We start from the raw sequence: 25,629 nt of genomic DNA, 5'->3' as shown, positions 1-25,629 counted from the left end.
CTGTTGTTGATAAAGCATGCAGCGGTAACAGGGTTTATTACCGCTGCATAAATTAACATCACTATCTGCAAACAATGCGATGTTCAGGGTTCTTGACTGAATCTGGAACAATAGCCACAGCCCGTTACTCAGCAATGGTAAATTCAATCAGTACCATTTCTGCTATCTTGTACCTCTTCCCTGTCATCCCCATCGACGATTTTCTTATCGATAATACCCGGATGTCTCTGGTCACTCATAAAACTCTCAAAGCCCGGTGCATCCAAAGGTTTACTAAAAAAGAAACCCTGTGATTGGTGACAGCCCAGTTCCGTCAATAAGGCTTCTTGAGCCTCCGTTTCAACCCCTTCAGCAAGAATTGTCACACCCAAGGGTTTGGCCATATTGATGATGGCGCTGATGATGGCATCGTCATCAGGAGTGCCTGTGCTCTTCACAAAAGAACGATCGACCTTAATCATGTCGACCTTAAGCTGTCGTAAACGATCAAAAGAAGAATAACCGATACCAAAATCATCAATGGCAATGGAAACCCCCTTAGCGCGTAATTCAGTGAGGATATTGACATGACTGTCTTCAACGATGCAGGACTCTGTTAACTCCAGTTCCAAATAGACCGGTGCCAGATCGTATTTCTGTAACGTATCCAGCGTAAATTGGTAGAAACTTCTGTCTTTTAACTGCAACGCTGAAACATTGACCGAAACACGAAGGGTGTCATAGCCCTGCTGGTGCCAGATTTTTGTCTGGCGGCAGGCCTCATCCAAGACCCATTCTCCAAGATCAATTATTTTTCCCGTACGCTCAGCAGCATCGATAAAAGCATCAGGCAGAAGTAAACCATGCTGAGGATGTTGCCAACGAACCAGAGCCTCCATCCCCAGCACCGTACTGTCTTCCAGAGAAACTTTAGGTTGGTAGTAAAGCTTAAGCTCTCCTTCTACAATTGCTCGTCTAAGTTCTGCTTCTATAACCTGGTTCTGCTCCATCATCTGCTGGATTTCCAGATCGAAAAAGCGGTAAGAATTACCTCCCTCATTTTTCACCTGATACATTGCCATGTCAGCCAGATGCAACAGTTTACTCGGCGTCGTTGCATCGTTGGGGTAACGGGCAATACCGATACTACAGCCCGGCGTAATCAGATGGCCATCCAGAGCAACAGGGTTGGAAAGCACACTCAGCAAACGTATTGCCAGCTCCTGTACTGCATTGGTGTCATTACTGTCATGGGCCAGGATAGCAAATTCATCTCCCCCTAACCGTGCGACAGTGTCTTCATGCCGGATAGCACGAGCCAAACAACTGGCTACATGGTGGAGCAGGCTGTCACCAACATCATGGCCAAAGTTATCATTGATTAATTTGAGCTTATCCAGATCGATGAACAATACCGAAAATGCCGAGTTCTTAGCCTGCAGGCTCTCTTCGAGACGTTCATTGAACAATAAACGATTTGGCAGATCAGTTAGATAGTCGATACGAGCCAATCGCTCGACTTCTTCCTGAGCCTTTTGTCGCTCGGCATTTTCCTGCCTCAATAGCATATTGGAGTCCTGTAACTCACTGGTACGCTGCTCTACTCGTTTTAGTAGAAGACCATGGGATTCCTCCAACCGGGATTCGGCGAGTTTACGCTGCTGAACCTCAGACATAAGACTGGATATATGCAGATCAACAGTGTCAGCCATCTGATTAAATGATTCGGCTAAATCTCCAACTTCATCATTTGCCTGGGGCTGTATCCGGTAAGCTAACCTCCCATTGGTAAAATTTCGCAGTCCTTCGGTAATACGGGTAATCCGGTTAGTAATGTAAGACGCCATCCAGATGGCAATCAGAATCACCAGAATAACCATGATCAGCGTAGAGAGGATAAGCTCCAGCGAAGTATCTTCCAGAGCCTTCTGAATCCCATTTTGCAAGTCTTGCCGCTTATCCGCTAAATGACGATCCGTTTTACTGATCAACTCTGAGACCTTCTCACGAGCCGCTTCGGCCGGAGCATGAAATTGATTAACATTCGCCCCGATAGTGACAAACCCAAACCCCCGGCGACTGTTACCATACTGACCGGTAAAGTAAGGAATCGCAGCAGCGGTGGTAAATTTCCACAGACCACTCCAGAAAATGACAAAAGATCCAGCCCCTCCATCCTGGGTTAGATTCCACCAACCTGAACACTGAGGTGCAAAATCCAGATAGCGGCAATCAAGCCCTAAATATCCCTGCTTAATTAACGCCGCTGCAGGCTTGTTCTCCAGGGACTGATTGCTGTAGATCGGTATCTGTTCAGCAAACTGATGGAAAGGTAATCCGCTTAGTTGCCATTTCTGCCAGGTTTTCTCTTCCAAAAAAGGGACTGCCCGCTGGCCCGTCTCCGGATCATAACCAACAATAAAATAATCTCTTGGGTGGGAGATGTTCCGACCAAGGTTATCCCACATAAACGCATAGTTACCTGAACCAGCATCCGAGATCGATGAGTAACGCTCAGGAGTCGGCACAATATGATCGGTAAATTCCATAAGGTGTGTATGATCCATCGCCATGGTGACATAACCGATCTTTTTCCCGTCTTTATAGGTTGGCATTGCCCAGCGTATTATTCCTTCAAAGCGCTTACCCACAGGGTTCTCTTTACCCGCATAAGCAGCCTGTTCCGGCTGATAGGGTATATTTTTTTCTGCTGCCCGTTGGGGAGTATAGGAGCCAATAACAGGAGAGGGTATGTAAGCCCCGATAACGTTGGATACATAGATTTCATCAGCCTTCAGATCGGCCAACTGAGAGAAATATGTTTCAGCTTTTATCCAGGTATTCTGTTGTTCTGATACGTCACGTAGCTCCGCAGACTGCCGGAGTTCGCTGGTCGCTTTAACCCGCTCCTGACCAGTCAGATCAATAAAGGTAATCTCCCGGTACAGTGGCCGATACTGAGTAATCTCGCGTCGGTAAGGGTTGCTACTATGAAAGGCCTTATGATTTTCAGCAAGCTTTGGTTTGATCGGCCGATCCTCTGGACTGACTGGGTCCTGCGCCTCCCAACCACTGCCATCCTCCTTGAGTTTCCAGGGTCTATGACCCGTCACTCCGCGAGTCTTACTATTAAGAAACTGCTGATAAATATCGGTATCAGCCTGAAGAGTCGAAAGAAACCTTAAATCCTGATCACGCTGATAAAGAAATTGCGCCACAGCTTCCGCCGTATCGCCTGTAATTCTCTCGAGAAACTCCTGGGCTTGCAGATCAAGCGCTCTAACCGATTCTGTTGTTGTCATTTTTCCTACAACGTTAACAGCGTCGATCATCTGTCCTGCCATTTCACTACTTTCACTGGCAACCCGATTGCTTAAATCACTACTATTCTTCCAGGCAAGCAAGGCCAGTAGCAGCAAAGGAACAACCTTAATAAGGCTGAATATGCTGATTAACTTATTACGAATGCCAAAACGATATCTAGTTCGATTCATATTTCTGGAATTCAAATCCCGTTGATTATTCTAAATTTAATCAGGAGACATACTCTCGACAACTTCTCAGGGTGCAACTGTTTTAAGCAAGTAAATCACCCATACTTGATACAGTATAGACATCCGTTTGATTTTCCTATCATCGATGTGAATTATCCCGAGCAAACATCAGGGTAATATTCTGTCAAAGCGCTGGATTTACCTGGGCCAAAACGGGTTTCTTAGCAATACTTGCCGATAACGAAATGACTGACATCTCATTTACAAAGGCAGAATATGGTCTGGTAAGTACAGAGCAGCAAATAAGTCGCCTATTTCTGCCGAAGCCGCTAAAATTTACTTCGAGTGTATTTACCTGTACCCGTAAGGACTATCGATGGCCACCGCATTAGCACGTCATATTCTGGTTAAAACCAAACCAGAAGCGCAAAAACTCAAACAGTTGCTCGACAAGGGAGCTGATTTTGCCAGCTTAGCCAGGAAACATTCTCTCTGTAACTCTGCCAGAAAGGGCGGCGATCTCGGTGAAGTACGTCCCGGACAAATGGTTAAGGCTGTAGATAATGTAATCTTCAAAAAAGCGTTGTTAACCATCCAGGGGCCAATAAAAACGCAATTTGGCTACCACCTCATTGAAGTAATTTTTCGAAACAAATAGCTTTCTAAAATAACAACTTAAAAAGGTTCAACGGGCTGCCCGGTTATTCGATAACTTCGAAGCCAACTCTTCTATTTCCGGTATTAACACGACAATGGGATTACCTTGCAAAGCCAGCAGGATATCCTCAACCCATTGCTGCAAAGGGTAAATATTTCTGAACGCCACTATCGCATGCTCAACCGTATAGTTAACCCCGGAAGACCACCTGAGAGTTAATTCACCATCACCGCAATTAATTTCAAGATAGGCAGCGTGCTGCAAATCCTGGGCATCCCCGTTTCTATTCGCAATCATTGCAAGGTTGATCCGTGACCTGGGTTTCTCAAACTCAATCAGCTGAAACAGGAACCTGAGCTCCCATCTATTCTGCTTTTCATCAGTTACCCATCGGTGCTTAAAGTCCGCTTTCAAGCGCTTTGTCAACTCGTGCGGGCGTTCTCTTCCAGCTAACCTGGGGTTCTCCATAACCATCTCTCCAGTCGATCCTTCAAAAAGTTTAGTACAGTATTCTCTGAATCAGAATAGACGATACTAACTCATAGGACTAAATTTTGTACTTTGAACAAACTTAGCAAGGATTAGTTCAATCCGTTTAGGCCAATGGTCCTGACCGATCAGGCATATTTTAGCCAAACGAAATAAACTACGATCTGGAATACAAAATAGAGAAATCAATAGAAGTGAAGGCAGGCGTTATTATTAGAAAACCGGCCCCATCAGAAAACCTACCAATCATTCAGAAAGAGCCTTAGAACAACAAACAACCCCCCTCAGAAACAGCCGGTAGCTTTACTGCTGAACAGGGGTAAATTTTACTGACTCAAAGATTTTTCGGCCAAGTTTCGGGTCAATATCATCGCGAAACAGCAACTGCATGGAAAATCTCAACTGGCTACTCACCGCAGGTATGTGTAACGCCATAATCTTGCCGGAGATAAAGACTTTACCCTCACGCCCATCAACAGTGATGTCTTGAATATCAGGACTGGTCAGTTCAGAAAAATTAGAGGAATAAGCGCCAAAGTCGTAGCTTAGTTGCAAGTCTTCACTGGTGTAAAGACCTGCTATCGAATCAATAATCAGCTGAGGAGATTGCTTTAATTCTGGCGGATACCGAAAGCAGAATTGCTCTGCCGGGCAGACCTTAAGCCAGTCTTCACCCGCTTTAGTCTGCCCGTTACAGCCCGTAAAACAAATCAGTACGAGCCAGCATATTCCAATGCTACGGTAAAAATGCAACTAGGCAGCCCGACGACGAACAACCAACAGACCCAATAACATCAGCAGTGCAGTCGCGGGAGCAGGGACAGGGACAGAAACTGCCTCGGCGAGAATCAGTATCGGATTGATATTGATAAAGAAGCCACTGGAGTCAGACTGCACCAATGGACTAGCCAGTATGTTAGCGACCTGACCAGCCGTCAGTGAAGTGTTGCCGTTTAGGGAAGAGTTCATCAGATTACCCCCCCCTTGGTGACCCAGACCTAAGTTATGGCCAAGCTCATGGGCAAGCAACTCTGCACCAAACCCACCTGCCGCAATACTTGATTCAACCACAAAATCATTCCCAGGAAGCTCTCCACAACCGGCAAACCCTGTATTGAATACTCCACCACAAAAACTAAGTGTGTCAATAAAGTAGAAATTGACCACATTCGCAGCGCCAACATGAAGTCCAAAAACGGAACTCACCTCAGCGCCAGTGGTGATAGTAAGGAGGTCTGGAGCGACGATTTCTGTAGTAGCACCGTATCGAATATCGATAGCTGATGAGCCAAAGCTGGCCTGAGAGAATATCGAGTCCATGGCCGGTTCGTTAAGGGTAATAAAGGCCGCCTGGGCCGTATTAACCGATAACAGGATTGCTGCACATATCCCTATAATTGTCTTCAACACGGTATTCTCCTTCGATGCTACTGAAATATCGGCTGATTTCGGCCGTAAGCTTCTACAGCAGGTTTCATTCCAAAAAACCAACAACCTTATTATTCAACAAGTTAACACAAAGCAATGCTGATCAAAAACTGTTCGACGTAAAATATCCTGACGATAACTGTATAAAAAATAAGCAGATTTTAGACTCAAGCAGGTCACCTTCATACAAAGGTTAAGGGACCCGGATGCCAAGCCATAGCAACAAGCATAGTATAAAAAACAAACAGCGAAGGAAGAATACCTCTAAACGCTAGGGTGAACGGTATCCTGTCAGCATGATACGAATCAGGTTATGTGGGCCGCGCCAGCTAAAAAAACTAACCGCTGCAACATGCACTATTACCAGCAACATTGTTATGTTGGCAAACGCATCATGAATTGACTCAACCCAGTCAGTTCCCCAAAACATATCGAGTGTCATCATCCAGCCACTCAAACCTGTCAGCAGCATGGTACTCAGCAGCGCGATAATCATTACACCGCCAGCGGGGTTATGACGATTCGGGTCATGAGGCTCTCCGCGCAGAAGTGCGGCAAAGTGCATTTTTAATTTGGCTTTGGTTGGAAAGAAGTCAACAAAACGTGCATTCCGGGGTCCGATAAATCCCCACAACAGTCGAATGACCAATATCCCAAGGACATAGTAACCAATCCACTCATGGGCCGTACTCTCATCATCCAGTACACCAAAGTTCAGCAGAAATGAAGCAGCCAAAGACCAATGAAAGATGCGTATAACGGGATCCCATACTTTGATTTTTTCTCGTAGGACCATCGTCTTAATCCTCTTCTTTCTTTTTCACGATAGCTCCGGTCACTGGATGAAAATAGATTTCTACTCGCTGGGATTGCTGGTTCCAACCGTAAATTTCATAGCAACCACCTGAGGTTATCTTAAAATTCTTAATCTTATAGCCCTGTTGGCGAATCTGGTGCTGCATTTTTTCTTTTGGAATCCAGCTGGGGTTTGGGCCATCAGTACACTGGGGCCCCGCCTGAACGTTGCTTGACAGAAGCAGGAGTGTTGAAATAAAAGCGGTGATTTTCAGCATCGTTATATCCTCTATTGATTATCGATGCTGAAATTTTGTCAGTGAATTCTTAAGGCAAACTTAAGGATCAGGAATTTCTATCTTTACCGTTAAGCCCCCACCTGCAGTATCCAGTAAATGGCATCTTCCATGATGCAGTTCGATTACAGTTGCAACTATCGATAAGCCAAGACCTGCCCCCATCCCGTCGGCTTTATGACTGCGATAAAAACGCTGAAAGACTCTTCCCTTCTCTTCATCAGAGAGTCCCTTACCGTGATCAATAACCTCAAGCTCAACACCTTGCTGTGATTTTCTTAAATAAACCTGCAGACAATCCTCAGGATTACTGTAGCGAATGGCATTTTCCAGCAAATTGCGCAACAGAATCTGTAACAACGTCTGCTGCCCCTTAACCAGGCAAGGGCTGTCACCGACCAACTCAATCTGCATTTGTCGGGATTGAGCCTGTGGATAAAGTTCAGCGACTACCTCGGCACTGGTTAGCGAAAGATCAAAAGTCTCCAGACTGATTGATTGATGCTGCTGAGGATCTAATCGCGCTAGCTGAAGTAACTGACCGACTAATCGCTCCATCCGCGTAACCCCCTGACGAAGCGCCTGGGTGCTATCCTGTTCAGCCGGTAGCTGCTCAAGATAGATTCTCATGGCCGCAAGCGGTGTACGTAGCTCATGGGCAGCGTCATCAGTAAATCGACGCTCACGCTGCAATCCCGCTTCAACACGTAAAAACATCGCATTTAGAGCTTTCAGAGGGGTTTGCAACTCTCGCGGCATATGGCTGGAATCGATGGCAGATAAATCATTCGCTTGTCGTTGATTCAATTCATTACTGACCTCCCGTAAGGGTTTAAGACCTCGCTTCACCGCCCAGCTAATAGCCAGCAACAGGGCTGTCGCAATTAACAGCATCGGCGGCAGCACGTTTTCCAGTACTTCCACCCCAAGTTCCTCTATCACACTCAACTGCTGGGCTGTAGTCACCCAAACTTGTTGCCGCTGATCAAACAAACTGTAGCTCCGCCATTCAATTGCTGATGCCAGCTGTCGCTGTATACCAGCACTTTCCGGTACTGGCAGATGAAACTGAACCGAAGACCTGAGCAACGGCTTCCCTTCAGTGTCATGGATAATAAACGCAAGCTTGCTGGCGTAATGGTGGACCGGCACGGCTGTGGTACTCAGCAGTGTGGCTAAAGCTTCTGCACGCTCTTCCTCCATTTGCAGTGGAATATCACCAGCAGGCTTAGTTAAAGACTGATCCTGAGTGTCGGATAGCAGAGCAATAGGCAGTAAAGTCTGAATGAGCTGAGCCGACTGAGCAAGAGAGGCATCAAACACCTCTTCAGTCTCGTGATTAATACTGACGATAGAACCGACCAGAAGCGCGATACCTGCCAATAGCGTCAGAGCGGCACTGGTCAGCTGAATATATCTTTGTATTGAGCGCACTTCAGTCTCCCATTAAATAGCCAACACCCCGCACAGTGGTAATCAACGACTTGCCTAGCTTTTTACGCAAATTATGAACATGTACTTCCAGTGCATTACTTTCCGGATCATCTTCGTAGATTTTTTCTTCCAGCTGGCGACGGGTTAACACCCTTCCGCGATTATCCAGCAGTAGCAACAGCAACTCATATTCTCTTCTTCCCAAAGATACCGGCTGCTGCTGAAAAAACACCTCCCGTGCCCCTGTCCTTATCTCTATTTCACCAACGTTAAGAATCTCATCACTACGCCCGTGAGCACGGCGATGGAGCGCGCGAAGACGGGCATCCAACTCATCCATATCAAAAGGCTTGATCAAATAATCATCAGCACCACTATCCAACCCGGTTATACGATGCTCAATCGCATCGCGGGCTGTCAGAATCAGTACCGGCATCGATGCACCCTTATGACGAGCCTTTTTCAGCAACCCGATACCATCAAGACTGGGCAGATTTAGATCAAGAATCACCAGATCCGGTTGCAGATCAATCACACCATGCAGCCCCTGTTGTCCGTCCTGACACCAATCAACCCGATAGCCCCGCTGCTGCAGGTTAATCTGGATACCCTGACCCAAAAGCTGATCATCCTCGATTAACAGCACACGCATTAAACCGACTCCAATTTGAATGAGAGAGATAAATCACAGCGGTCAGTATGACCGGATTAGCTTAAGGATTTCTTAACTGAGCGCTTTATTGGCAACATGATCAATACCTGCCAGCCCCCTGTGTGACCCTATTGACCAGTCTACACTTTGCTGTATGCCAGAAATAAGACTGAATGCGTTCACTGAACAAGCTGCAATCCGCTAAGCAATTTTCAGATCGGGCTGATCTGATTTGCATAACTCGTCATGCAGCTGTCGAACAAACTCTGCTTTCGGATCAACGTCATCTCCACCAAGAGACATCAGAAACCTACATGATGAATAATGCTCGGATCGTAAATCGTACTTTCTGACCCAGTCCACACGCTCAGCCATACGCTCTTCTTTAATAGGCCAAACCCCTGGTCTTGGTTTTAGCCGATCCAGACCAATCCTCCATGGCTTAGGACTTACACGAGCCCTGAAACAATGCTGGTTTTTACACATCTGCACATAAATTCGATCTGATTTAAATTTTTTTAAAAGCTCAATCGCTTCATTGCTGGTCGGAGAATAAGTCCTGTTCATGACCAAAACCCTGAGTCCCAGGGGAGTCCGATATATTCGAAGGTTCAGGTTTTTATCCTGATCAGATATCTTGCTAATATTTTTTATCGCAACTTTTTCAGCTCCACCACGAAGGCTGAGAGCAACCTTGTGAATAGACGCAGCAACTGTAGATGTAAACAATGCCGCTAAAAAAAGACCAATCGCAGGCACCACCCAGGAATCAAAATACGCCCGGGTCAACAACGCACAAACTGCTAAGATGGCGAAAGCCAAGATGTATTTCTGGAAGGGTGCATCAAATTCAAAGTCGATATCAGCAAACAACACGTCCGGTGTGTTTATACACAGGGCACCATAGGAGTTTCTTGAGACAACAACATCCTGATGTCGAGACACCACCTCTTCCCGAATGGGAATACCCTCAGCGCCATTGTATGAAGTCTTGTGATCAATCCTCCTGACATCCTTTTCCGCCTCAAGAGTAGCAACGGCTTCCTTCAACCGTTCTTCAGAGTGCTTTTTTGCATCCTCTTCACTGGTATCAGACCAGCCAAATCTTTTAATGGTAAATTGCCGACCATCAACAACTTTTTTAATTTTTGATTCTGACCAAAACTCTGGAACAATCATTTTCTTCCCTGATATCGTTATTGGTAACAAAGCCTATAATGGCTTACTGAACTTAAAATTTTCAGACGACTTATACAGGTCCCACACTATGGTATACGGTAAAGATTGGTAATAGAGAAGAGAATAGCCGATGGAAGGATTATTGTCGTTAGCAAAGACTACAGCACGTTTTGACTATTGATAAGTAATCAGAAGTGCCGCGCTGAGCAAAGTTACTCGCCCGGCGGGGGCGAAATAAGGCTATCAACAACACTCGATAATCCAAGATGATCTGGAACTTTCCGGCAACAACAATAAAAACTTTGTGAAAGTTGTATCTGACCCTAGAAACTCGGTTGCCTCTCAATGTACTACATAATAAAGGCAGTTGAATCACACCACGTGATTTTGATTCAAGAATATCCGATGAGTAGAACAACTAGAGTCCGTTGCCCATTGGGTGACACCTATAATTAGGCGTCTAGATTCCGTAAATTATGTGTCGCGCTACACCTGGAGGCCCTGAATTGTAAAGAGCCGAGCCACCGACATGAGAATTTTTAATCACCAAAAACAAAAAAGCCCTGCATTTAACTGCAAGGCTTTAAAGTAGTGGTGCCCGGAGGCGGAATCGAACCACCGACACGAGGATTTTCAATCCTCTGCTCTACCGACTGAGCTATCCGGGCATCAGGAGGCGCGTATTTAATCGCTTTTCATTCAGACTGTCAAGGGCTTGTTACTATCTATTATCATCGCCGTGGTTTCCATGCCCGGCGCTCTGCTATAATGCCGCTCTTTGGACCGGATAAAGGTAAAGCATCTTGATCAACAGTTTTGATAATGCGCTGCGTCGTCATCAGCAAACCTTCGAAAAAGTGAAGGAGTTAGGGCCGGATGCTCTGCGTTTGGCTGAAGCGGTGATCCACTGTTTGAAATCCGGTGGCAAGGTTCTTTGGATGGGTAATGGTGGCAGTGCCGCTGATAGTCAGCATCTAGCAGCGGAGTTTATGGTGAGATACAAAGCCGAGCGTCGCCCTCTGCCCTCGATCGCACTGACCACCGATTCATCGATATTAACGGCCCATACTAACGACTATGAATTCGATACCCTGTTTGCCCGACAGGTCGAAGGATTAGCCCGTAAAGAAGATTTGGTTATCGGTATTTCAACTTCCGGTAACAGCAACAATATTATCAAAGCCATTGAGCAGGCGAAGGCCATGGGCGTTACCACAGCAACCCTTCTGGGTCGAGATGGCGGGAAGCTCAAAGATCTTGCTGATCACTCCATCATCATTCCCGGCAATGAAACCGCTCGAATCCAAGAAGCTCATCTTTTTATCGGTCACTGGCTGTGTGAAGAAATAGACTACCAACTGGCTGATAGCAACGAATAGTGATTATGCAACCTTCCTATATTCCAGATTTTAGTAAAGGCCGTGTCCTGGTTGTTGGTGACCTGATGTTAGACCGCTATTGGCATGGCCAGACTCAGCGGATCTCCCCTGAAGCCCCCGTGCCGGTGGTTCATATCCAGGATCACGAGGGTCGCCCCGGTGGAGCAGGTAACGTTGCCCTGAATATCGTCGCCTTGGGTGGCAGGGCACAGCTGTTGTCTCTGGTGGGACAGGACCAGGCCGCTGAGGCTTTGCACGTACAGTTACAAGAAGCCGGGGTAAAATGCGAGCTTGAAGAAGTTGCCGGTTCCGATACCGTCACAAAGCTTCGTGTGATGAGCCGTAATCAACAGCTGATCCGACTGGATTTTGAAGACGGATTCTCCGACTACGATCATGGACATTTGCTGAATCGTTTTGATGCCTGCCTGGCCGATGCCGATGTGGTGGTTTTTTCCGACTACGGAAAAGGTTGCCTGGATGAAATTACGGCGATGATCTCCCGAGCTCGTGCCGCCGGTAAAAAAATACTGGTGGATCCGAAAGGCAATGATTTCAGCCGCTATTCAGGTGCAACCCTGATCACGCCGAACGAGTCGGAGTTTGCAGCGGTCGTGGGCCGTTGGGAAGATGATTCGCAAATGACTGAAAAAGCCCATGCGCTACGCGAGGCCTGCGAACTGGAAGCCTTGCTGATTACCCGCAGTGAACGAGGCATGGCGCTGATTCGTGCTGAAGATGAGATGCACATTCCCACCGTTGCCCGGGAAGTTTTTGATGTAACCGGTGCTGGCGATACGGTTATAGGCACCCTGGCGGCAGCCCTGGCAGCAGATGAATCCATTGAAGATGCCACCCGCCTGGCCAATTTAGCGGGCGGAATTGTGGTCGGTAAGATGGGTACAGCTACCCTCAGCGCGGAAGAATTAAATCAAGCCATTCTGAGCGAAGCCGTCGAAGAAACCGGGGTTGTCGAGCTACACGCGCTTAAACGACAACTACAAATTGCTCATGCTCGTGGTGAGAAGATAGTCATGACCAATGGTTGTTTCGATATTCTTCACGCGGGCCATGTACAGTACCTCGAGCAGGCACGTTCTCTTGGTGATAAGTTGATTGTCGCGGTAAACACTGACGACTCTATCAGTCGACTGAAAGGCCCTGAGCGCCCCATCAATCCGTTACCACAGCGTATGACTGTACTATCCGGACTCGCCAGTGTTGATTGGGTCATCCCTTTTGGCAAAGATTCTAAAGATGACACGCCTAAAGCGCTGATTTGTGAGCTGCTACCGGATATTCTGGTAAAAGGTGGTGACTACGAACCCGAAGCGGTAGCCGGTGGTGACTGTGTGATGGCTAACGGTGGCGAAGTGGTCATCCTGGATTTTGTTGATGGTTGTTCCACCTCTAATATTGTTAAGCGAATTCGTCAGAACAATCTACAGGGCGGAAACCTCCAAAACAGCGGGTTAGACTACGGCGATAAAAAAGGGTCCGAATCAGCGAAAAACAGCAGCCCTGAGCAAGTCGACCCTCAAGCTAACGAGAACAAAGAGTAAACCTATGATTATCGTTACCGGCGGCGCCGGCATGATCGGCAGCAACATCGTAAAAGGCCTTAATGAGCAAGGAATCACCGACATTTTGGTTGTGGATGACCTCAGTGACGGTCACAAATTCTGGAATCTACAGGATTGCCAGATAGCAGATTACCTGGATAAAGACGACTTTTTAGCGCGTATAAAGTCAGGCGAACGCTTCGATTCTGTTCGTGCACTCTTTCATGAAGGGGCTTGCTCTGCCACTACCGAGTGGGATGGCAAGTATATGATGGAGAATAATTATGAATACTCCAAGACCTTGCTGCATTACTGCCAGGAACGGCAACTGCCCTTTCTTTATGCCTCTTCAGCCGCCACCTACGGGAAAGGCTCTGTGTTTAAAGAAGCATTGGAGTATGAAGGGCCGCTCAACGTCTACGGCTATTCCAAGTGGCAGTTTGATCAATATGTGCGCCGTAACGAGTCCCGCTTTCAAAGCCAGGTGGTAGGGTTCCGCTACTTCAACGTCTACGGTCCACGCGAGCAACACAAGGGTTCAATGTCCAGTGTTGCCTTTCATCTAAACGGTCAAATACTAAAAGGCGAAAACCCCAAGTTATTTGACGGTTATGATCATTATGCAGCCGGTGAGCAGAAACGCGATTTCGTTTATGTGGGTGATGTTGTAAAGGTGAACCTGTGGTTTATGGAGCACCCGGAGCATTCCGGCATATTCAATCTCGGAACAGGTCGAAGCCAGCCCTTTAACGACGTTGCCAATGCGGTCATTGCCTATCATGGTAAAGGTGAAATCGAGTATATCCCTTTCCCTGATCACCTTAAGGGTGCTTATCAGAGCTTTACTCAGGCAGACATGAGTAAACTACGCGGAGTTGGTTATAACGAACCGTTTAAAACCGTTGAAGAAGGTGTCAACGAATACCTGACCTGGCTGAACAAAGAATAAAAGGGCAAACAAACGGAAAAAGAGGACAATTGCTCAATAAACCACTCTAACTCAACATTCTGAAAGAGACTGCTAATTACCCATGGATAAACGCTGGCTGATCGTAGGTCCCTCCTGGGTCGGGGATATGGTAATGGCCCAAAGCTTGTTCAAAAAGCTAAAAGCCGATCAATCCAGTTGCACCATTGATGTGGTAGCTCCCGGCTGGTCTGAGCCTATTCTTGCGCGCATGCCAGAAGTCCAGTATCCCGTGGTACTCGATGTTAGCCACGGCGAATGGGGCTGGAAGAAGCGTTTGGAACTCGGTAAAAAGCTACGGGGCCGCTACACCCATGCTATTGTCATCCCTCGATCCCTGAAAGCTTCACTGTTGCCTTTTTTTTCCGAGGTACCTGAACGGATCGGCTATCGGGGCGAAATGCGTTATGGCCTGATCAACGACATGCGTATGCTCGATAAACAACGCCTGCCCCTCGCGGTAGAGCGTTTTGTCGCACTGGGTAGCCCGATCAGTTTGGAAAAGCCCAAAATTCTAGAACCTGAACTGACCGTTGATCCGCAGAATCAGCAGCAGTTAATTGAAAAGCTGAAACTGGACTTAGAGAAACCCGTTGCTGCTCTATTACCGGGCGCAGAATTCGGCCCTGCCAAGCAATGGCCTGCACAGTACTGGGCCGAAACCGCCGATGCCCTGACCAGTCAGGGTTTTCAAGTCTGGTGTTTAGGCTCACCCAAAGACTGCTCAGTCAGCGAAGAGATCCAACAACTCTCTAATTGCGAGATCCTGAATCTCTGTGGCCAGACCCAACTGGTCGACGCCGTTGATCTGCTTGCTATGGCAAAACATGCGATCAGCAATGATTCCGGCTTAATGCACATAGCTGCCGCCGTGGGCTGTCATGTGATCGCCATTTACCGAACCACCACTCCCGATTATACGCCGCCATTAACCTCAAATTGCCATATTCTCCGGGCAGACCTGGGTGGCGACGATAGTCTGCAGGGAATCAGAGAACTTCCAGCCTCCCACAGTCTTACGGATGTAACCGTAGAAGCTGTGCTGGCCTGTCTCAATTCCAGTCCCGCAGAGACAACCCCTGCCAGCGAATCTGCAAACTGAGACGCGTATTAATATGACAGCAAATTCAGAACCGAAAGCAAGCACACAAAAAACCATTACTGTAGCGGTGATGGTTAAGAATGAAGAGCTGATGCTGGATGATTGCCTGAAAAGCTGTAGCTGGGCCGACGAAATTGTCGTACTGGACTCTGGCAGTACTGATCGTACGTTGGATATTGCCCACAAGTACACCGATAAAGTCTTTGTTAACGATGACTGGCAGGGCTTTGGAGTACAACGCCAGCGACTGCACGACTTCTGCAGTGGGGACTGGATTTTAATGGTTGATGCGGACGAGCGAGTCACCCCCGCATTGAGATCAGAAGTAGAGGCTTTGCGAAAAGACCCGAAAATGAACCGGGCATTTGAAGTAGTTATCCAAACTCACGTCTTTGGTAAGGCCCTGAACCATGGTGGTTGGTGCTCAACCAGTACGAGACTCTATCCCCGTCTAAAAGGCAAATTTGATCAGCAACGTAAAGTCCATGAGCGAATGATTTTTGACGACGGTATAAGCCTCGTCAAAACCTCCGGCCGATTAGATCATTTCAGTTACAGAGACATGGAACACTATTTGGTTAAATCCGCCCGCTATGGGGCAGTATTCGCCGAACAGAAACAAGAGCGTGGGAAAGAAGCATCCCTGTCTCAAGCGTTTCTGCATGCCTTGGGGCTGTTTATAAAGATGTACCTGATTCGAGGAGGATTTTTGGATGGGCGCAGAGGCCTGCTGATGGCCGTGCTTTCGGCACATTCCTGCTTTATTAAATATGCCGATCTTTGGTCCCGCACTAAAGCGTTAAAGTAGCCCCTTTCCGAAAAAAACGACCTTCCCAAAACCGGGCTTTCTCCAGAATCACAGCTCTCTACAGACGATGCTGGCCTGGATTTTGATGTAGAGAGTTTACTCTCAAATATTGATAACAAATACTAAAATTAATTTTTGATTATCAAAATTAAATTATAAAATTTGTAGATGAATTAGTCCTGATCAATAGTCCTATCTAAGTCATATTTTTCATGATCTACTTATTCTATAGTGTTCTGCCGGGGTCTAACGGTTCGAGTTCTGATAGAGCATTCGGTTGATAATGCTATAGGCTCTGTTGATACTGGCAGAGCGCTATAATCGCTAATAAGGCCTGACCTGGACGATCATCCGTCTCTACCCGCCCAGCCAAGGCAGACACCTGAACCATTTCAGTGGAATGCATTAGAACTGAACCTCTTTTTCACTGACGACACAGTGAAAAGCTGAAGGCCGGGTATCGAAGCGTCGAGGACCATACTAATCTTTTGACCAATAAAGGACTGGATCACTTACTGAATGCCCAACGGGCCTATCGTAACGGCCATGCGGTCTTTTTATTTATCAATGCTGATGCTTTTTTAAAATTTGAGGATAAGCGTTCGTTTGCATTAACGCCCGATCACTGGGTGGTGTTAAATTCGGAGATCAGGATCAAAAAACATAATCAGCACTCCAATCAGTTAAATCCCGCAACAGTAATCTCCCAGCCATTGGTAAATGCCATTAAAGGGGATATTAAGGCGATGACCGAAACTGCCGCTGAAGCAGCAAAAATGTTTGGTGATACTCCAGAACCGGTGAAGACTGATGATCGGGTTTTATTAAATGCCTTTACCTGGGGAAACCAGTATAGCCCCGTTATTGGCCGTATCGCCCAAGACCAGGATGCCCGACTCAGTTATTTTTTAAGTCGCTTTTATGGCTATATCAGTGCTAAACGCTAATTATCTGGTGAATGTTTTGATTCGCTGTTTTTAAGGGCTACTTTTGGTGATCGCACCTGCAAGGATTGTACTGATGCAAAGATTATTACCCCCTGGTGTTATTTGTTTACTGGTAGCCTGTATTGCTCTGCTGAGTGGGTGTATCAGTGGTACTTATACAAAACCGAATAACCTATCATTCTTTAAAAAAATTGAACTGGATTATCCCCTGGTTTATCAGTCGGAAGAGAATACTGCAAATAAGTTTAATTTTCTCCGTAATGGCCAGGTCATTGCAGTATCTAATCCCAGTCATATTACCTTTGTTAATCTTGGTAATGGACGGGTTATTAAAGAGATACGCTCGAATGCTCTTATCGGTGATATTGATGGTAAGGCGGTTAATAAGGATGGCAGCCGCTATCTATGGGTCAAAGACCGTATGGTCAATGTTATGGATACCAGCAACTGGCGTTTAATCAGTCAATTTAAAGGTGGATGGAGTGATTTTGCGGGTTTATCCCCCGATGGGAAGACAGCTTTTGTTTCGCGTACTGATTTATGGGATGTGGATTCTCAGGAGAAGATTGTTTCCCTCACGGATTCTGTTGGGTGGTATATGGCCTATGAGTTTTCAGAAGATAGCCGCTATTTTATTGGCGCTCCCGGTCGCGGCGATTTGTTTATATTATATGATATTGAATCAAGGCAGAGGATAAACATACTCACCCCGTTAAGGTACCCCGATAAGGCACGTTTTGGACCCGAAAACTCTTTTTATCTGGATAGTTACGATAAATACGGACCTACAACGAGGTTAGCCTGGTTCAGTATTGAACCCCATAAAAAGCTGGCTGAAATAAGGCCTTATAAGCCAATCAGCTGCTGGACCCGATTGGACAACAACACCCTTATTATGGGCCTCATGGATGGTGATGTGTTGTTATTGAATAAAGAATTGGAGGTTATGCGTCACTGGTCTATTGGAAGCGAAGCAACTCTGTGCACAGCAGGAAAAAAGGGGCTGGCATGGTTAGGAACCAAGTCCGGGGTTTTTCGTCTGGATACCGAAAACAATACATTAGCGAACCCTGTTAAATCAGTGGAGGTTATGAGAAAACTAGTGGTATCACCCAATGGCAAATATATTGGTTTTGTCGGTTATGACTCCGGTATATTTGTAAAAGTACATTTAATTCAGTGAGTTGAGCTTAGTATTTATCATGATTCACTTATTATCGGACACTCTATCCGGGCTTGCCTTAGGCGCAGGTAAGCCATCAGAGAAAATCGACCACAAAATGTATACAGCGGAAAATAACGGTCATGTTTGATAGTCACCAGACCACAACCGCGCCATAAACGCCTGAATGTCTTCCGCGGCCTTTGAAAGGTCGACACAACTCATATCCTGTTCGATATCACTGGGAGGAGTTAGCGCCAGGTAACGGCCATGTGAGTTCAGCGTACGCCAACGTAACGGGGTTGAAGAACGACGATTAGGATAAAATCCGACCGTTGGGCGATCTAAAGCTCCAGCAATATGTAAAGTCCCAGTAGATCCCGCGATAAAGAGATCAGCTAAGGCCAGATGCCGGGCAAAGCTAGTTAATCCCTCGGTTGAATTAAATATTCGATAGTTTAGATGAAATTGATCCATCAATGCTGCCAGTTTCTGAGTATCCTCCAGCTCGCCGGGACCGGCCGTTAAGATAAAACAAACTGTTTCATGGCTGATCAGCTTTGCCAGCTCCGCATACTGAAGCAGACCAAGATTATTTGCACTGCCCCCATGCCCGGCATGAATAAAGACTAAGCGTTGCTCAGCAACGATGCAGTGTTGATCGACAAATTGCTGGCGCAAAGCCTTCAGTGATGTATCATCAAACGCCAAGTAGGGACGCTCGGTGATATGACTGTGACTCTGGTAGTGGCTGGGGTTGGGTTTATCACTTTGAGCACTCTTGATGCAGGCCTCTGTCAGGTCCAGGTTATATTGAAACTCCGGTTTTTCCGATCTTGAACGCTTTTGTTTTAAGGTATGGTTATAAAAGATCTGGGCCAACTTGGTGGCTGGCGCCCAACGGGCGGGAATTCCAGCGGCAAAACCCAACAAGCCGACTCGGGTGGTAGAGAACAGGGTCAGCATCAGGTCAAAGCGCTGCTCACGTATGCGCTTCAAAAGTGAAATAAAGCCGTTCACTCCAGCATCCGCAGTCGGGTCAATAATCACCTCATCAATTGAGGGGCAGAGTTCGGCAACAGGTTGAGTATAAGCGGGTACCAGAGCGATAATTCGGCTCTCTGGAAAAGCATGTTTCAAAGCAGCAAAACTGGGCCAGGAGAGCATAAAGTCTCCTAACTTGTCATTGCGAACCACTAGGATTTTTTGAGGATCAGTATTACTAACGCTATGCGAATTCTTCATCTATTGTCACAGACTCATCTGACGGGGGCTGAGGTTTACGCTGCTGAACTCTGTCGTCAGCAACTGGCCGAAGGGGACAACTGTTGGCTGGTATCCGATACTTTGTCAGTGGATCTTCCCGGTGCCAGCTATATCCCCATGAGCATCGACAACCGTCGCTACCTCAACCGATTACGTAATATTATCGGGGTTGTGAGACTTTGCAAGCAACACAACATTGATGTTATTCACGCTCACTCCCGCGCAGCGAGCTGGATTGCCAATATAGCGGCAAAACGAGCCAGGGTTGGATATGTCTCAACAGTACATGGTCGCCAGAAAGTCCATCCCAGCAGCCGCAGCTGGAATATCTATGGTCGCCATATTCTGGCAGTCTGTGACCATATCGCCGAGCACCTCCAGGGTGAATTGAATATTCCTCGCCAGTTCATCCGAGTTGTTCGAAACGGTATTGGTTAAGATGACAGCACTGACCATTCTTTGGGTAGGACGCCTGACCGGCCCAAAAGGTGAAATAGCCCGAAAACTGGCGTTTGAGATCGCACCAGAATTCAGTCAGGTTAAGTTTATCTTTGTTGGCGGACCGGGGGTACCAGAAAGCTGGCCAGCCCCACCCGAAAACGCCCATTTTATTGGTCAGAAAAACGATGTAAGTAATTACTATCAAACAGCCGATCTGGTTATCGGCGCTGGCAGAGTAGCGCTAGAAGCAATGAAATTAGCACGTCCGGTCATGGCAGTGGGAGAGTGCTGTTATGTTGGCCTCATTCAACAACAAACCATTGCGCTGGGCAAAGCCAGTAATTTTGGCGATTGTTTCAGTCCAGCATCAATTGATTGGACGGCTTTACGCCAGGATCTTTCAGCATTTGTTAAGGGCACGATAACCGCTGATACATCCGCCTATACTGAATACCTGGCTGATTATGATCCCCAGTATGTGCATCAGAACGTTCGTAAAAGTTATCGACAGGCCATGGCGGACGCTGCTCTGAGTACATTCAACGAAGTCCCTGTGTTGATGTATCATCAGGTGCCTGACAGCCCACCACAAGGGTCGATACACTGTGTTTATACGGTCAAAGAACAGTTGAGAGAACAGTTTTCCAGTCTGAAGAAACGTGGATTTCAACCCGTTACTTTTAAAGAACTGGCGGATGGAGTTCGAGTTAAAAAGCCCATCATTCTCACCTTTGATGATGGTTATGAAGATAACTATCACAACCTCCTCCCCTTACTGGAAGAGTTTGATTTTAAAGCGGTCATATTTGCTCTGGCGAATGAATCCCTGACCCGCAATGAATGGGATATTCCTGGCGGAGAGCCTCCGGCAGCGTTGATGACATCCGAACAACTGCTCGCTTGCCATCAAAGTGGTCGTATTGAAATTGCGTCCCATGGTTTGACTCATCAGCACCTTCCTACCCTGGATGCCGATGAGCTGGCTCGGGAAATGAGTGATTCCAAACATCGGCTGGAACAACTCCTCGATACTGAGGTCGTATCATTCGCCTATCCTTTTGGGGATTATCAGGATAGAGAAGTGGCAGCAGCTCAGTCTGCTGGTTACCTGTTTGCTATCGCAACAGTCAGTGGCCCGCTGCATCTGGCCGATGATTTCTACCGTATTCGACGTATCAACATTATGCCTAAAGACAGAGGGATCAAATTCTGGAAAAAAACCAGTGGCTGGTATCTGCGTTATTGCCGCTGGAAAGGGAAAGATTTTTAAATTTATGCACTAGGCTTAACTGAGCATTTTAGGACATTTTCAGAGGCATTCGATCTCTAAGGAGTTTATTTTGAAACAGTTCCTGATGGTATTACTTATCGGTATCTATTCCATCACCCTGGCACAGGCAGACGGAAAACCCGCACCTGCTGTAGTCGTTCATACCGTTGCCATCTCCGATCTGACCCCCACCTATCAGCTGGTAGGGCGGATTGAAGCCAGTGAACGAGTCAGTTTACTCGCAAGAGTTTCTGGATTTCTGGAAAAAAAACTATTTACCGAAGGGCGTGATGTCGAAGCCAAACAGGTGCTGTTCCATATTGAAAGAAACAACTATGAAATCATTCAGAAGCAGGCCCAGGCGGATATGCTATCGGCCAGAGCAACCCTGAAGAACGCAGAAGCCAGCCTTAATCGCTCTCTTCAGTTACACAAGCGTCAGGCTATTTCTCAGGCTCAACTGGATCAAGCTGAAGCTGACCGCGATCAAGCCAAAGCACAGGTGCTCAAGGCCGAAGCAGGGCTGGAAAAAGCCAAGCTCGATCTGAGCTATACCCAGATTCGTGCACCATTCAGCGGCCGAATTGGCAAAAGCAACTTTTCCGTCGGTGATCTTATCAGCCCGGAAAGCGGTGCCTTGGCAACCATTGTTAATCTGGATCCAATCTATGTGGAGATGTCAGTCAGTGAGAAACGAATGCTCGATGCCCGCAGAGACGGTATTGATCTGGACAACCCTCCTGTAGCACCCAGGCTCAAACTGTCTGACGGAAGTGAGTATGGACACGCCGGAAGCTTTAATTTTATCTCCCCGGAAGTAGACCGAAATACCGACACGCTGATCATTCGAGCCAGCTTCCCAAACCCTGACGGAGTGCTTCTGCCTGGAGAGTTTGTTCACGTAGAGATTAAGCGCAAGCAGGCTGAGGAGGGTATTCGTATCCCTCAATCGGCAGTACAGCGCGACCGCCAGGGATACTATGTGATGAAAGTTAACTCTCAGGCCAAAATGGCTGATTCGGATAACAATGACACTCAACAGATTGACGCTGAGGTCGAATTGGCCCGGGTAGAAATGGGCCCTCAATTTGAAGGTCAGTGGCAGGTACTTAACGGCCTGGAAGCTGGCGATCTGGTTATCACTGAAGGCCTTCAGAAAGTTAAGCCCGGACTTCGCGTCAATGCCGTCATAGCAAGAGAGGAGTAGGACATGTTCTCTCTCTTTTTTATCAATCGGCCAAAGTTTGCTCTGGTTATTTCGATCGTCCTGATGATCGCCGGCACCCTGGCAGCCTTCACTCTGCCTGTTGCACAATTTCCAGATATCACTCCACCAAAAGTACAGGTGAAGGCCTCCTATCCTGGAGCCAACGCCGAAGTTGTAGAACAGGCGGTAGCAGCTCCCATCGAGGGCCAGGTCAATGGTGTGGACAGCATGTTATATATGTCTTCCACATCTTCCAATGATGGCAGCTACACACTGGATATCACTTTTGCCGTTGGCACGGATCCCGATCAGGCTGCTATCAACGTTCAGAATCGAGTGGCACTGGCTGAAGCTTCACTTCCACAGGAGGTTGTCCGACAAGGTGTCACCACCAAGAAGCAGGCAACCAACATGTTGTTGGTTGTTAATCTATTCTCGCCCGAAGGAACCTACGACGAACTGTTTCTGAGTAACTACGCTACGCTGAATATTCAGGATGCTTTGGCCCGAATTAACGGTGTAGGCTCCGCATCACAGTTCAGCCCCCTCGACTACGGTATGCGAATATGGCTTGATCCGGACCGCTTGAAAGCGCTTAAGCTTTCACCCGGGGATGTCAGCAATGCCATCAAACAACAGAATATACAGGCCTCGGTTGGCATTATCGGACAGCCACCACTGACTCAGAGTCAGCAATTTCAATACAATCTGCGGGCCAAGGGACGACTGGAAACGGTAGCAGAATTCGAAGACATCGTGCTGCGTATTGGAGACAGTGCCGCGACAGTGCGTTTACGGGATGTTGCCCGGATTGAGTTAGGATCTCAGACCTACAGTGCATCCTCTCTTCTCAATGGCAACTCTGCTGCAACCGTCGCAATCTACCAGAGCCCCGGAGCCAATGCTCTTGATGTGGCAAACCAGGTTTATGCGGAACTGGAACATTTGAGTCAGCGTTTCCCGGATGATTTAGAGTATGCCGTCCTCTATGACACCACACTGTCTGTAAAAGCCTCCTTGCAAGAGGTTGTGGAAACCCTGTTTATCACCTTTTCTCTGGTCGTCATCGTTACATTTCTCTTTCTGGCTGATTGGCGTGCTACGCTGATTCCGGCCGCCACGATTCCTGTCTCCCTGATCGCCACCTTCGCTGTATTAAAAATGCTCGGGTTCAGTATTAACACCATCTCATTATTCGCCCTGATTCTGGCGATAGGTATCGTGGTCGACGACGCAATAGTGGTGGTAGAGAATGTGAAGCGACATATGCAGGAGGGAAAACTAGCGGCTGCAGAAGCCACATCCAAAGCGATGAAGGAAGTCATCGGACCCGTTATTGCAACAACCCTGGTACTACTGGCAGTGTTTGTTCCTGTTGCTTTTATGCCGGGAATCACTGGCAAGCTGTATACCGAATTTGCGGTGACTATTTCAGTGGCGGTCTGTTTCTCATCTCTTAATGCGCTGACCTTATCTCCCGCACTCTGCGCTCTGCTGTTGAAGCCGGAAACCCAAACAAAAGGGATTTTCAAAAAGTTTGATCAACTGGTGGACTGGACCCGCCGCGGTTATGTTAAACAGGTCAGCTTTCTCAATCGGAAGCTGACTCTCAGTATTGGATTATTAATCGCGATGGCAGCTGGCGTCTATTATATGTTTACCACCACTCCGACCGGCTTTTTGCCCTATGAGGACAACGGTGCTTTCTTTATCAACGTACAGCTGCCGGATGGTGCTTCACTGAACCGCACAGACGAGGTTATCAGGCAGATTGATCAAATACTGGTTGAACAAAAAGGTGTTGAAAACCGTATTGCCGTCAAGGGATTCAGTATTCTGGGCGGTGCTGCACCCAATGCAGCCTTAGCAATCCCGGTCCTTGATCACTGGGATGAACGCACCGATAAAGAACTGGCCTGGTACAACATTCTGGGGGAGCTGAACGGAAAACTGGCAACCATTCCCGGCGCGAATATCATGGCCTTCCCAACACCTCCTATTCCCGGGTTAGGTACGGCCGGAGGCCTGGAAGCTAACCTGCTGGACTTGAATAACGGTTCACCGCAAGAGTTGGCACAGGCTGTACGCTCACTGATCATAGCAGCGAACCAAGCGCCTGAGTTCAGTCGCGTATATTCCACCTACTCAGCCAATGTGCCACAACTTGAGCTGGTGGTTGATCGGGACAAGGCCCTGTCACTGGGGATACCCATGAGTGAACTGTTCAGCACCTTACAGGCGCAGCTCGGTACCCAGTATGTCAATGACTTTAATATTTACGGGCGCAATTACCGTGTTATCGTTCAGGCAGACAGCGAATTTCGCGACGATATCGATGATATCGGCCATATTCATGTATTGAGTAATCAGGGTTATATGGTACCTGTTAATGCATTGGTGGATATCAAGCCAGTATTGGGCCCCCAGTCCCTGACTCGTTTTAACCAGACTCGTTCCGCCTCTATTCAGGCGATGCTAGCTGCCAATGTGGCTACCGGAGAGGGAATACAGATACTGGAAAAACTGGCCCGGGAAGCGCTCCCCGAAGGCTATGAGCTGCAATGGACAGGGACCACCTCCCAGGAACAGGAGGCCAGTGGTTTTGTTATCCTGATAATGTCACTGGCAGTACTGTTCGCCTATTTATTTCTGGTGGCCCAGTACGAGAGCTGGACCATCCCATTGGCAGTCATGCTGTCGATTACCATTGCCTTACTGGGCGCGATTCTACCGCTGTGGCTGATACCCGGCTTGACCAACAATCTCTATGCGCAGATTGGTATTGTGATGCTGATTGGTCTGGCCAGTAAATCCGCGATCCTGATCGTAGAATTTGCCAAGCAATTACGCGAAGAGGGTAAAGGGATTATAGAAGCCGCCACGGAAGCCGCCAGCTTGCGCTACCGAGCGGTGCTGATGACAGCATTTTCCTTCATCCTGGGGGTTATGCCATTAGTGTTTGCCAGTGGGGCCGGTGCAGCCAGTCGCATATCAATCGGTTTTGTGGTTCTCTGCGGTATGTTGATGGCAACCTGTATCGGTATCTTCTTCATTCCAGCACTGTTCGTCACAATGCAAACTCTCAGAGAAAAGGTAAAGAAAGAAGGTTGAAAG

Annotated in this window: 22 protein-coding genes and 1 tRNA gene; 12 read left to right on the top strand and 11 right to left on the bottom strand. The window is 47.4% G+C overall.

Annotated features, from left to right (window positions below):
- Nucleotides 1-143: 143 nt before the first annotated feature.
- Entirely contained in the window at nt 144-3,473 is a 3,330-nt protein-coding gene (locus tag BGP75_RS21890; RefSeq protein WP_076721055.1) for a bifunctional diguanylate cyclase/phosphodiesterase, read from the bottom strand.
- Nucleotides 3,474-3,849: 376 nt separating this feature from the next.
- Here BGP75_RS21890 and BGP75_RS21885 point away from each other — a divergent pair, with 376 nt between their 5' ends.
- Nucleotides 3,850-4,131, top strand: a complete 282-nt coding sequence (locus BGP75_RS21885; protein WP_076721054.1) for a peptidylprolyl isomerase — start codon at nt 3,850-3,852, stop codon at nt 4,129-4,131.
- A 27-nt stretch (nt 4,132-4,158) separates the two neighbouring features.
- Here the strand turns inward: BGP75_RS21885 and BGP75_RS27505 are convergent, their stop codons facing one another.
- The 9 genes from BGP75_RS27505 to BGP75_RS21840 form a co-directional block, all read right to left on the bottom strand.
- Nucleotides 4,159-4,428, bottom strand: a complete 270-nt coding sequence (locus tag BGP75_RS27505; protein ID WP_233153001.1) for a hypothetical protein — start codon at nt 4,426-4,428, stop codon at nt 4,159-4,161.
- A 495-nt stretch (nt 4,429-4,923) separates the two neighbouring features.
- Entirely contained in the window at nt 4,924-5,373 is a 450-nt protein-coding gene (locus BGP75_RS21875; RefSeq protein ID WP_076721052.1) for a hypothetical protein, read from the bottom strand.
- The gene (locus BGP75_RS21870) at nt 5,374-6,030 is read right to left on the bottom strand and encodes a zinc-dependent metalloprotease family protein (protein ID WP_076721051.1); all 657 of its coding nucleotides are present in this window, start codon (nt 6,028-6,030) and stop codon (nt 5,374-5,376) included.
- Between the two features lie 289 nt (nt 6,031-6,319).
- The gene (locus BGP75_RS21865) at nt 6,320-6,844 is read right to left on the bottom strand and encodes a cytochrome b/b6 domain-containing protein (RefSeq protein WP_076721050.1); all 525 of its coding nucleotides are present in this window, start codon (nt 6,842-6,844) and stop codon (nt 6,320-6,322) included.
- A 4-nt stretch (nt 6,845-6,848) separates the two neighbouring features.
- Nucleotides 6,849-7,121, bottom strand: a complete 273-nt coding sequence (locus tag BGP75_RS21860) for a PepSY domain-containing protein (protein WP_076721049.1) — start codon at nt 7,119-7,121, stop codon at nt 6,849-6,851.
- Between the two features lie 60 nt (nt 7,122-7,181).
- Nucleotides 7,182-8,573 carry an ATP-binding protein gene (locus BGP75_RS21855; protein WP_076721048.1) on the bottom strand — a complete coding sequence of 464 codons (1,392 nt, stop codon included), beginning with the start codon at nt 8,571-8,573 and terminating at the stop codon, nt 7,182-7,184.
- Between the two features lies 1 nt (nt 8,574).
- Nucleotides 8,575-9,225: a response regulator transcription factor gene (locus tag BGP75_RS21850; protein WP_076721047.1), complete on the bottom strand. Its 651-nt coding sequence runs from the start codon at nt 9,223-9,225 to the stop codon at nt 8,575-8,577.
- Nucleotides 9,226-9,426: 201 nt separating this feature from the next.
- On the bottom strand, nt 9,427-10,404 hold the full coding sequence (locus BGP75_RS21845; protein WP_076721046.1) for a hypothetical protein: 978 nt from the start codon (nt 10,402-10,404) through the stop codon (nt 9,427-9,429).
- A gap of 592 nt (nt 10,405-10,996) precedes the next feature.
- Nucleotides 10,997-11,072, bottom strand: a tRNA-Phe gene (locus BGP75_RS21840).
- A 135-nt stretch (nt 11,073-11,207) separates the two neighbouring features.
- Between BGP75_RS21840 and BGP75_RS21835 the strand changes: the two genes are divergently transcribed.
- The 7 genes from BGP75_RS21835 to BGP75_RS21805 all read left to right on the top strand — a co-directional run bounded on the left by BGP75_RS21835 (nt 11,208) and on the right by BGP75_RS21805 (nt 18,352).
- Nucleotides 11,208-11,783: an SIS domain-containing protein gene (locus tag BGP75_RS21835; protein ID WP_233153000.1), complete on the top strand. Its 576-nt coding sequence runs from the start codon at nt 11,208-11,210 to the stop codon at nt 11,781-11,783.
- 5 nt (nt 11,784-11,788) lie between these two features.
- Nucleotides 11,789-13,345: a bifunctional D-glycero-beta-D-manno-heptose-7-phosphate kinase/D-glycero-beta-D-manno-heptose 1-phosphate adenylyltransferase HldE gene (gene hldE / locus BGP75_RS21830; RefSeq protein ID WP_083704984.1), complete on the top strand. Its 1,557-nt coding sequence runs from the start codon at nt 11,789-11,791 to the stop codon at nt 13,343-13,345.
- A gap of 4 nt (nt 13,346-13,349) precedes the next feature.
- A complete protein-coding gene (gene rfaD / locus BGP75_RS21825) occupies nt 13,350-14,294 on the top strand; it encodes an ADP-glyceromanno-heptose 6-epimerase (RefSeq protein WP_076721044.1) in 945 nt (314 codons plus the stop codon).
- 82 nt (nt 14,295-14,376) lie between these two features.
- On the top strand, nt 14,377-15,414 hold the full coding sequence (gene waaF / locus BGP75_RS21820) for a lipopolysaccharide heptosyltransferase II (RefSeq protein ID WP_076721043.1): 1,038 nt from the start codon (nt 14,377-14,379) through the stop codon (nt 15,412-15,414).
- 13 nt (nt 15,415-15,427) lie between these two features.
- Nucleotides 15,428-16,222, top strand: coding sequence for a glycosyltransferase family 2 protein (locus BGP75_RS21815; protein WP_076721042.1), 795 nt, complete (start codon nt 15,428-15,430; stop codon nt 16,220-16,222).
- 488 nt (nt 16,223-16,710) lie between these two features.
- Complete coding sequence (locus tag BGP75_RS21810) at nt 16,711-17,169, top strand: hypothetical protein (RefSeq protein WP_076721041.1); 459 nt, start codon at nt 16,711-16,713, stop codon at nt 17,167-17,169.
- A 73-nt stretch (nt 17,170-17,242) separates the two neighbouring features.
- Nucleotides 17,243-18,352: a WD40 repeat domain-containing protein gene (locus BGP75_RS21805; protein ID WP_076721040.1), complete on the top strand. Its 1,110-nt coding sequence runs from the start codon at nt 17,243-17,245 to the stop codon at nt 18,350-18,352.
- A gap of 120 nt (nt 18,353-18,472) precedes the next feature.
- Here the strand turns inward: BGP75_RS21805 and BGP75_RS21800 are convergent, their stop codons facing one another.
- Nucleotides 18,473-19,498, bottom strand: coding sequence for a glycosyltransferase family 9 protein (locus BGP75_RS21800; RefSeq protein WP_233152999.1), 1,026 nt, complete (start codon nt 19,496-19,498; stop codon nt 18,473-18,475).
- 39 nt (nt 19,499-19,537) lie between these two features.
- On the opposite strand from BGP75_RS21800, the gene BGP75_RS21795 reads away from it, so the two are divergent.
- The 4 genes from BGP75_RS21795 (at nt 19,538) to BGP75_RS21780 (ending at nt 25,626) form a co-directional block, all read left to right on the top strand.
- Entirely contained in the window at nt 19,538-20,035 is a 498-nt protein-coding gene (locus tag BGP75_RS21795; RefSeq protein ID WP_233152998.1) for a glycosyltransferase, read from the top strand.
- Nucleotide 20,036: 1 nt separating this feature from the next.
- Entirely contained in the window at nt 20,037-21,308 is a 1,272-nt protein-coding gene (locus BGP75_RS21790; protein ID WP_076721037.1) for a polysaccharide deacetylase family protein, read from the top strand.
- Nucleotides 21,309-21,378: 70 nt separating this feature from the next.
- A complete protein-coding gene (locus BGP75_RS21785; RefSeq protein WP_083704975.1) occupies nt 21,379-22,515 on the top strand; it encodes an efflux RND transporter periplasmic adaptor subunit in 1,137 nt (378 codons plus the stop codon).
- 3 nt (nt 22,516-22,518) lie between these two features.
- The gene (locus tag BGP75_RS21780) at nt 22,519-25,626 is read left to right on the top strand and encodes an efflux RND transporter permease subunit (RefSeq protein WP_076721036.1); all 3,108 of its coding nucleotides are present in this window, start codon (nt 22,519-22,521) and stop codon (nt 25,624-25,626) included.
- Nucleotides 25,627-25,629 lie beyond the last annotated feature (3 nt).

It is taken from the genome of Motiliproteus sp. MSK22-1, assembly GCF_001968815.1.
Classification (GTDB): domain Bacteria; phylum Pseudomonadota; class Gammaproteobacteria; order Pseudomonadales; family Balneatricaceae; genus Motiliproteus.
Note: the sequence above shows the minus strand (reverse complement) of the source record. Positions and strands in the feature narration are given on the sequence as shown.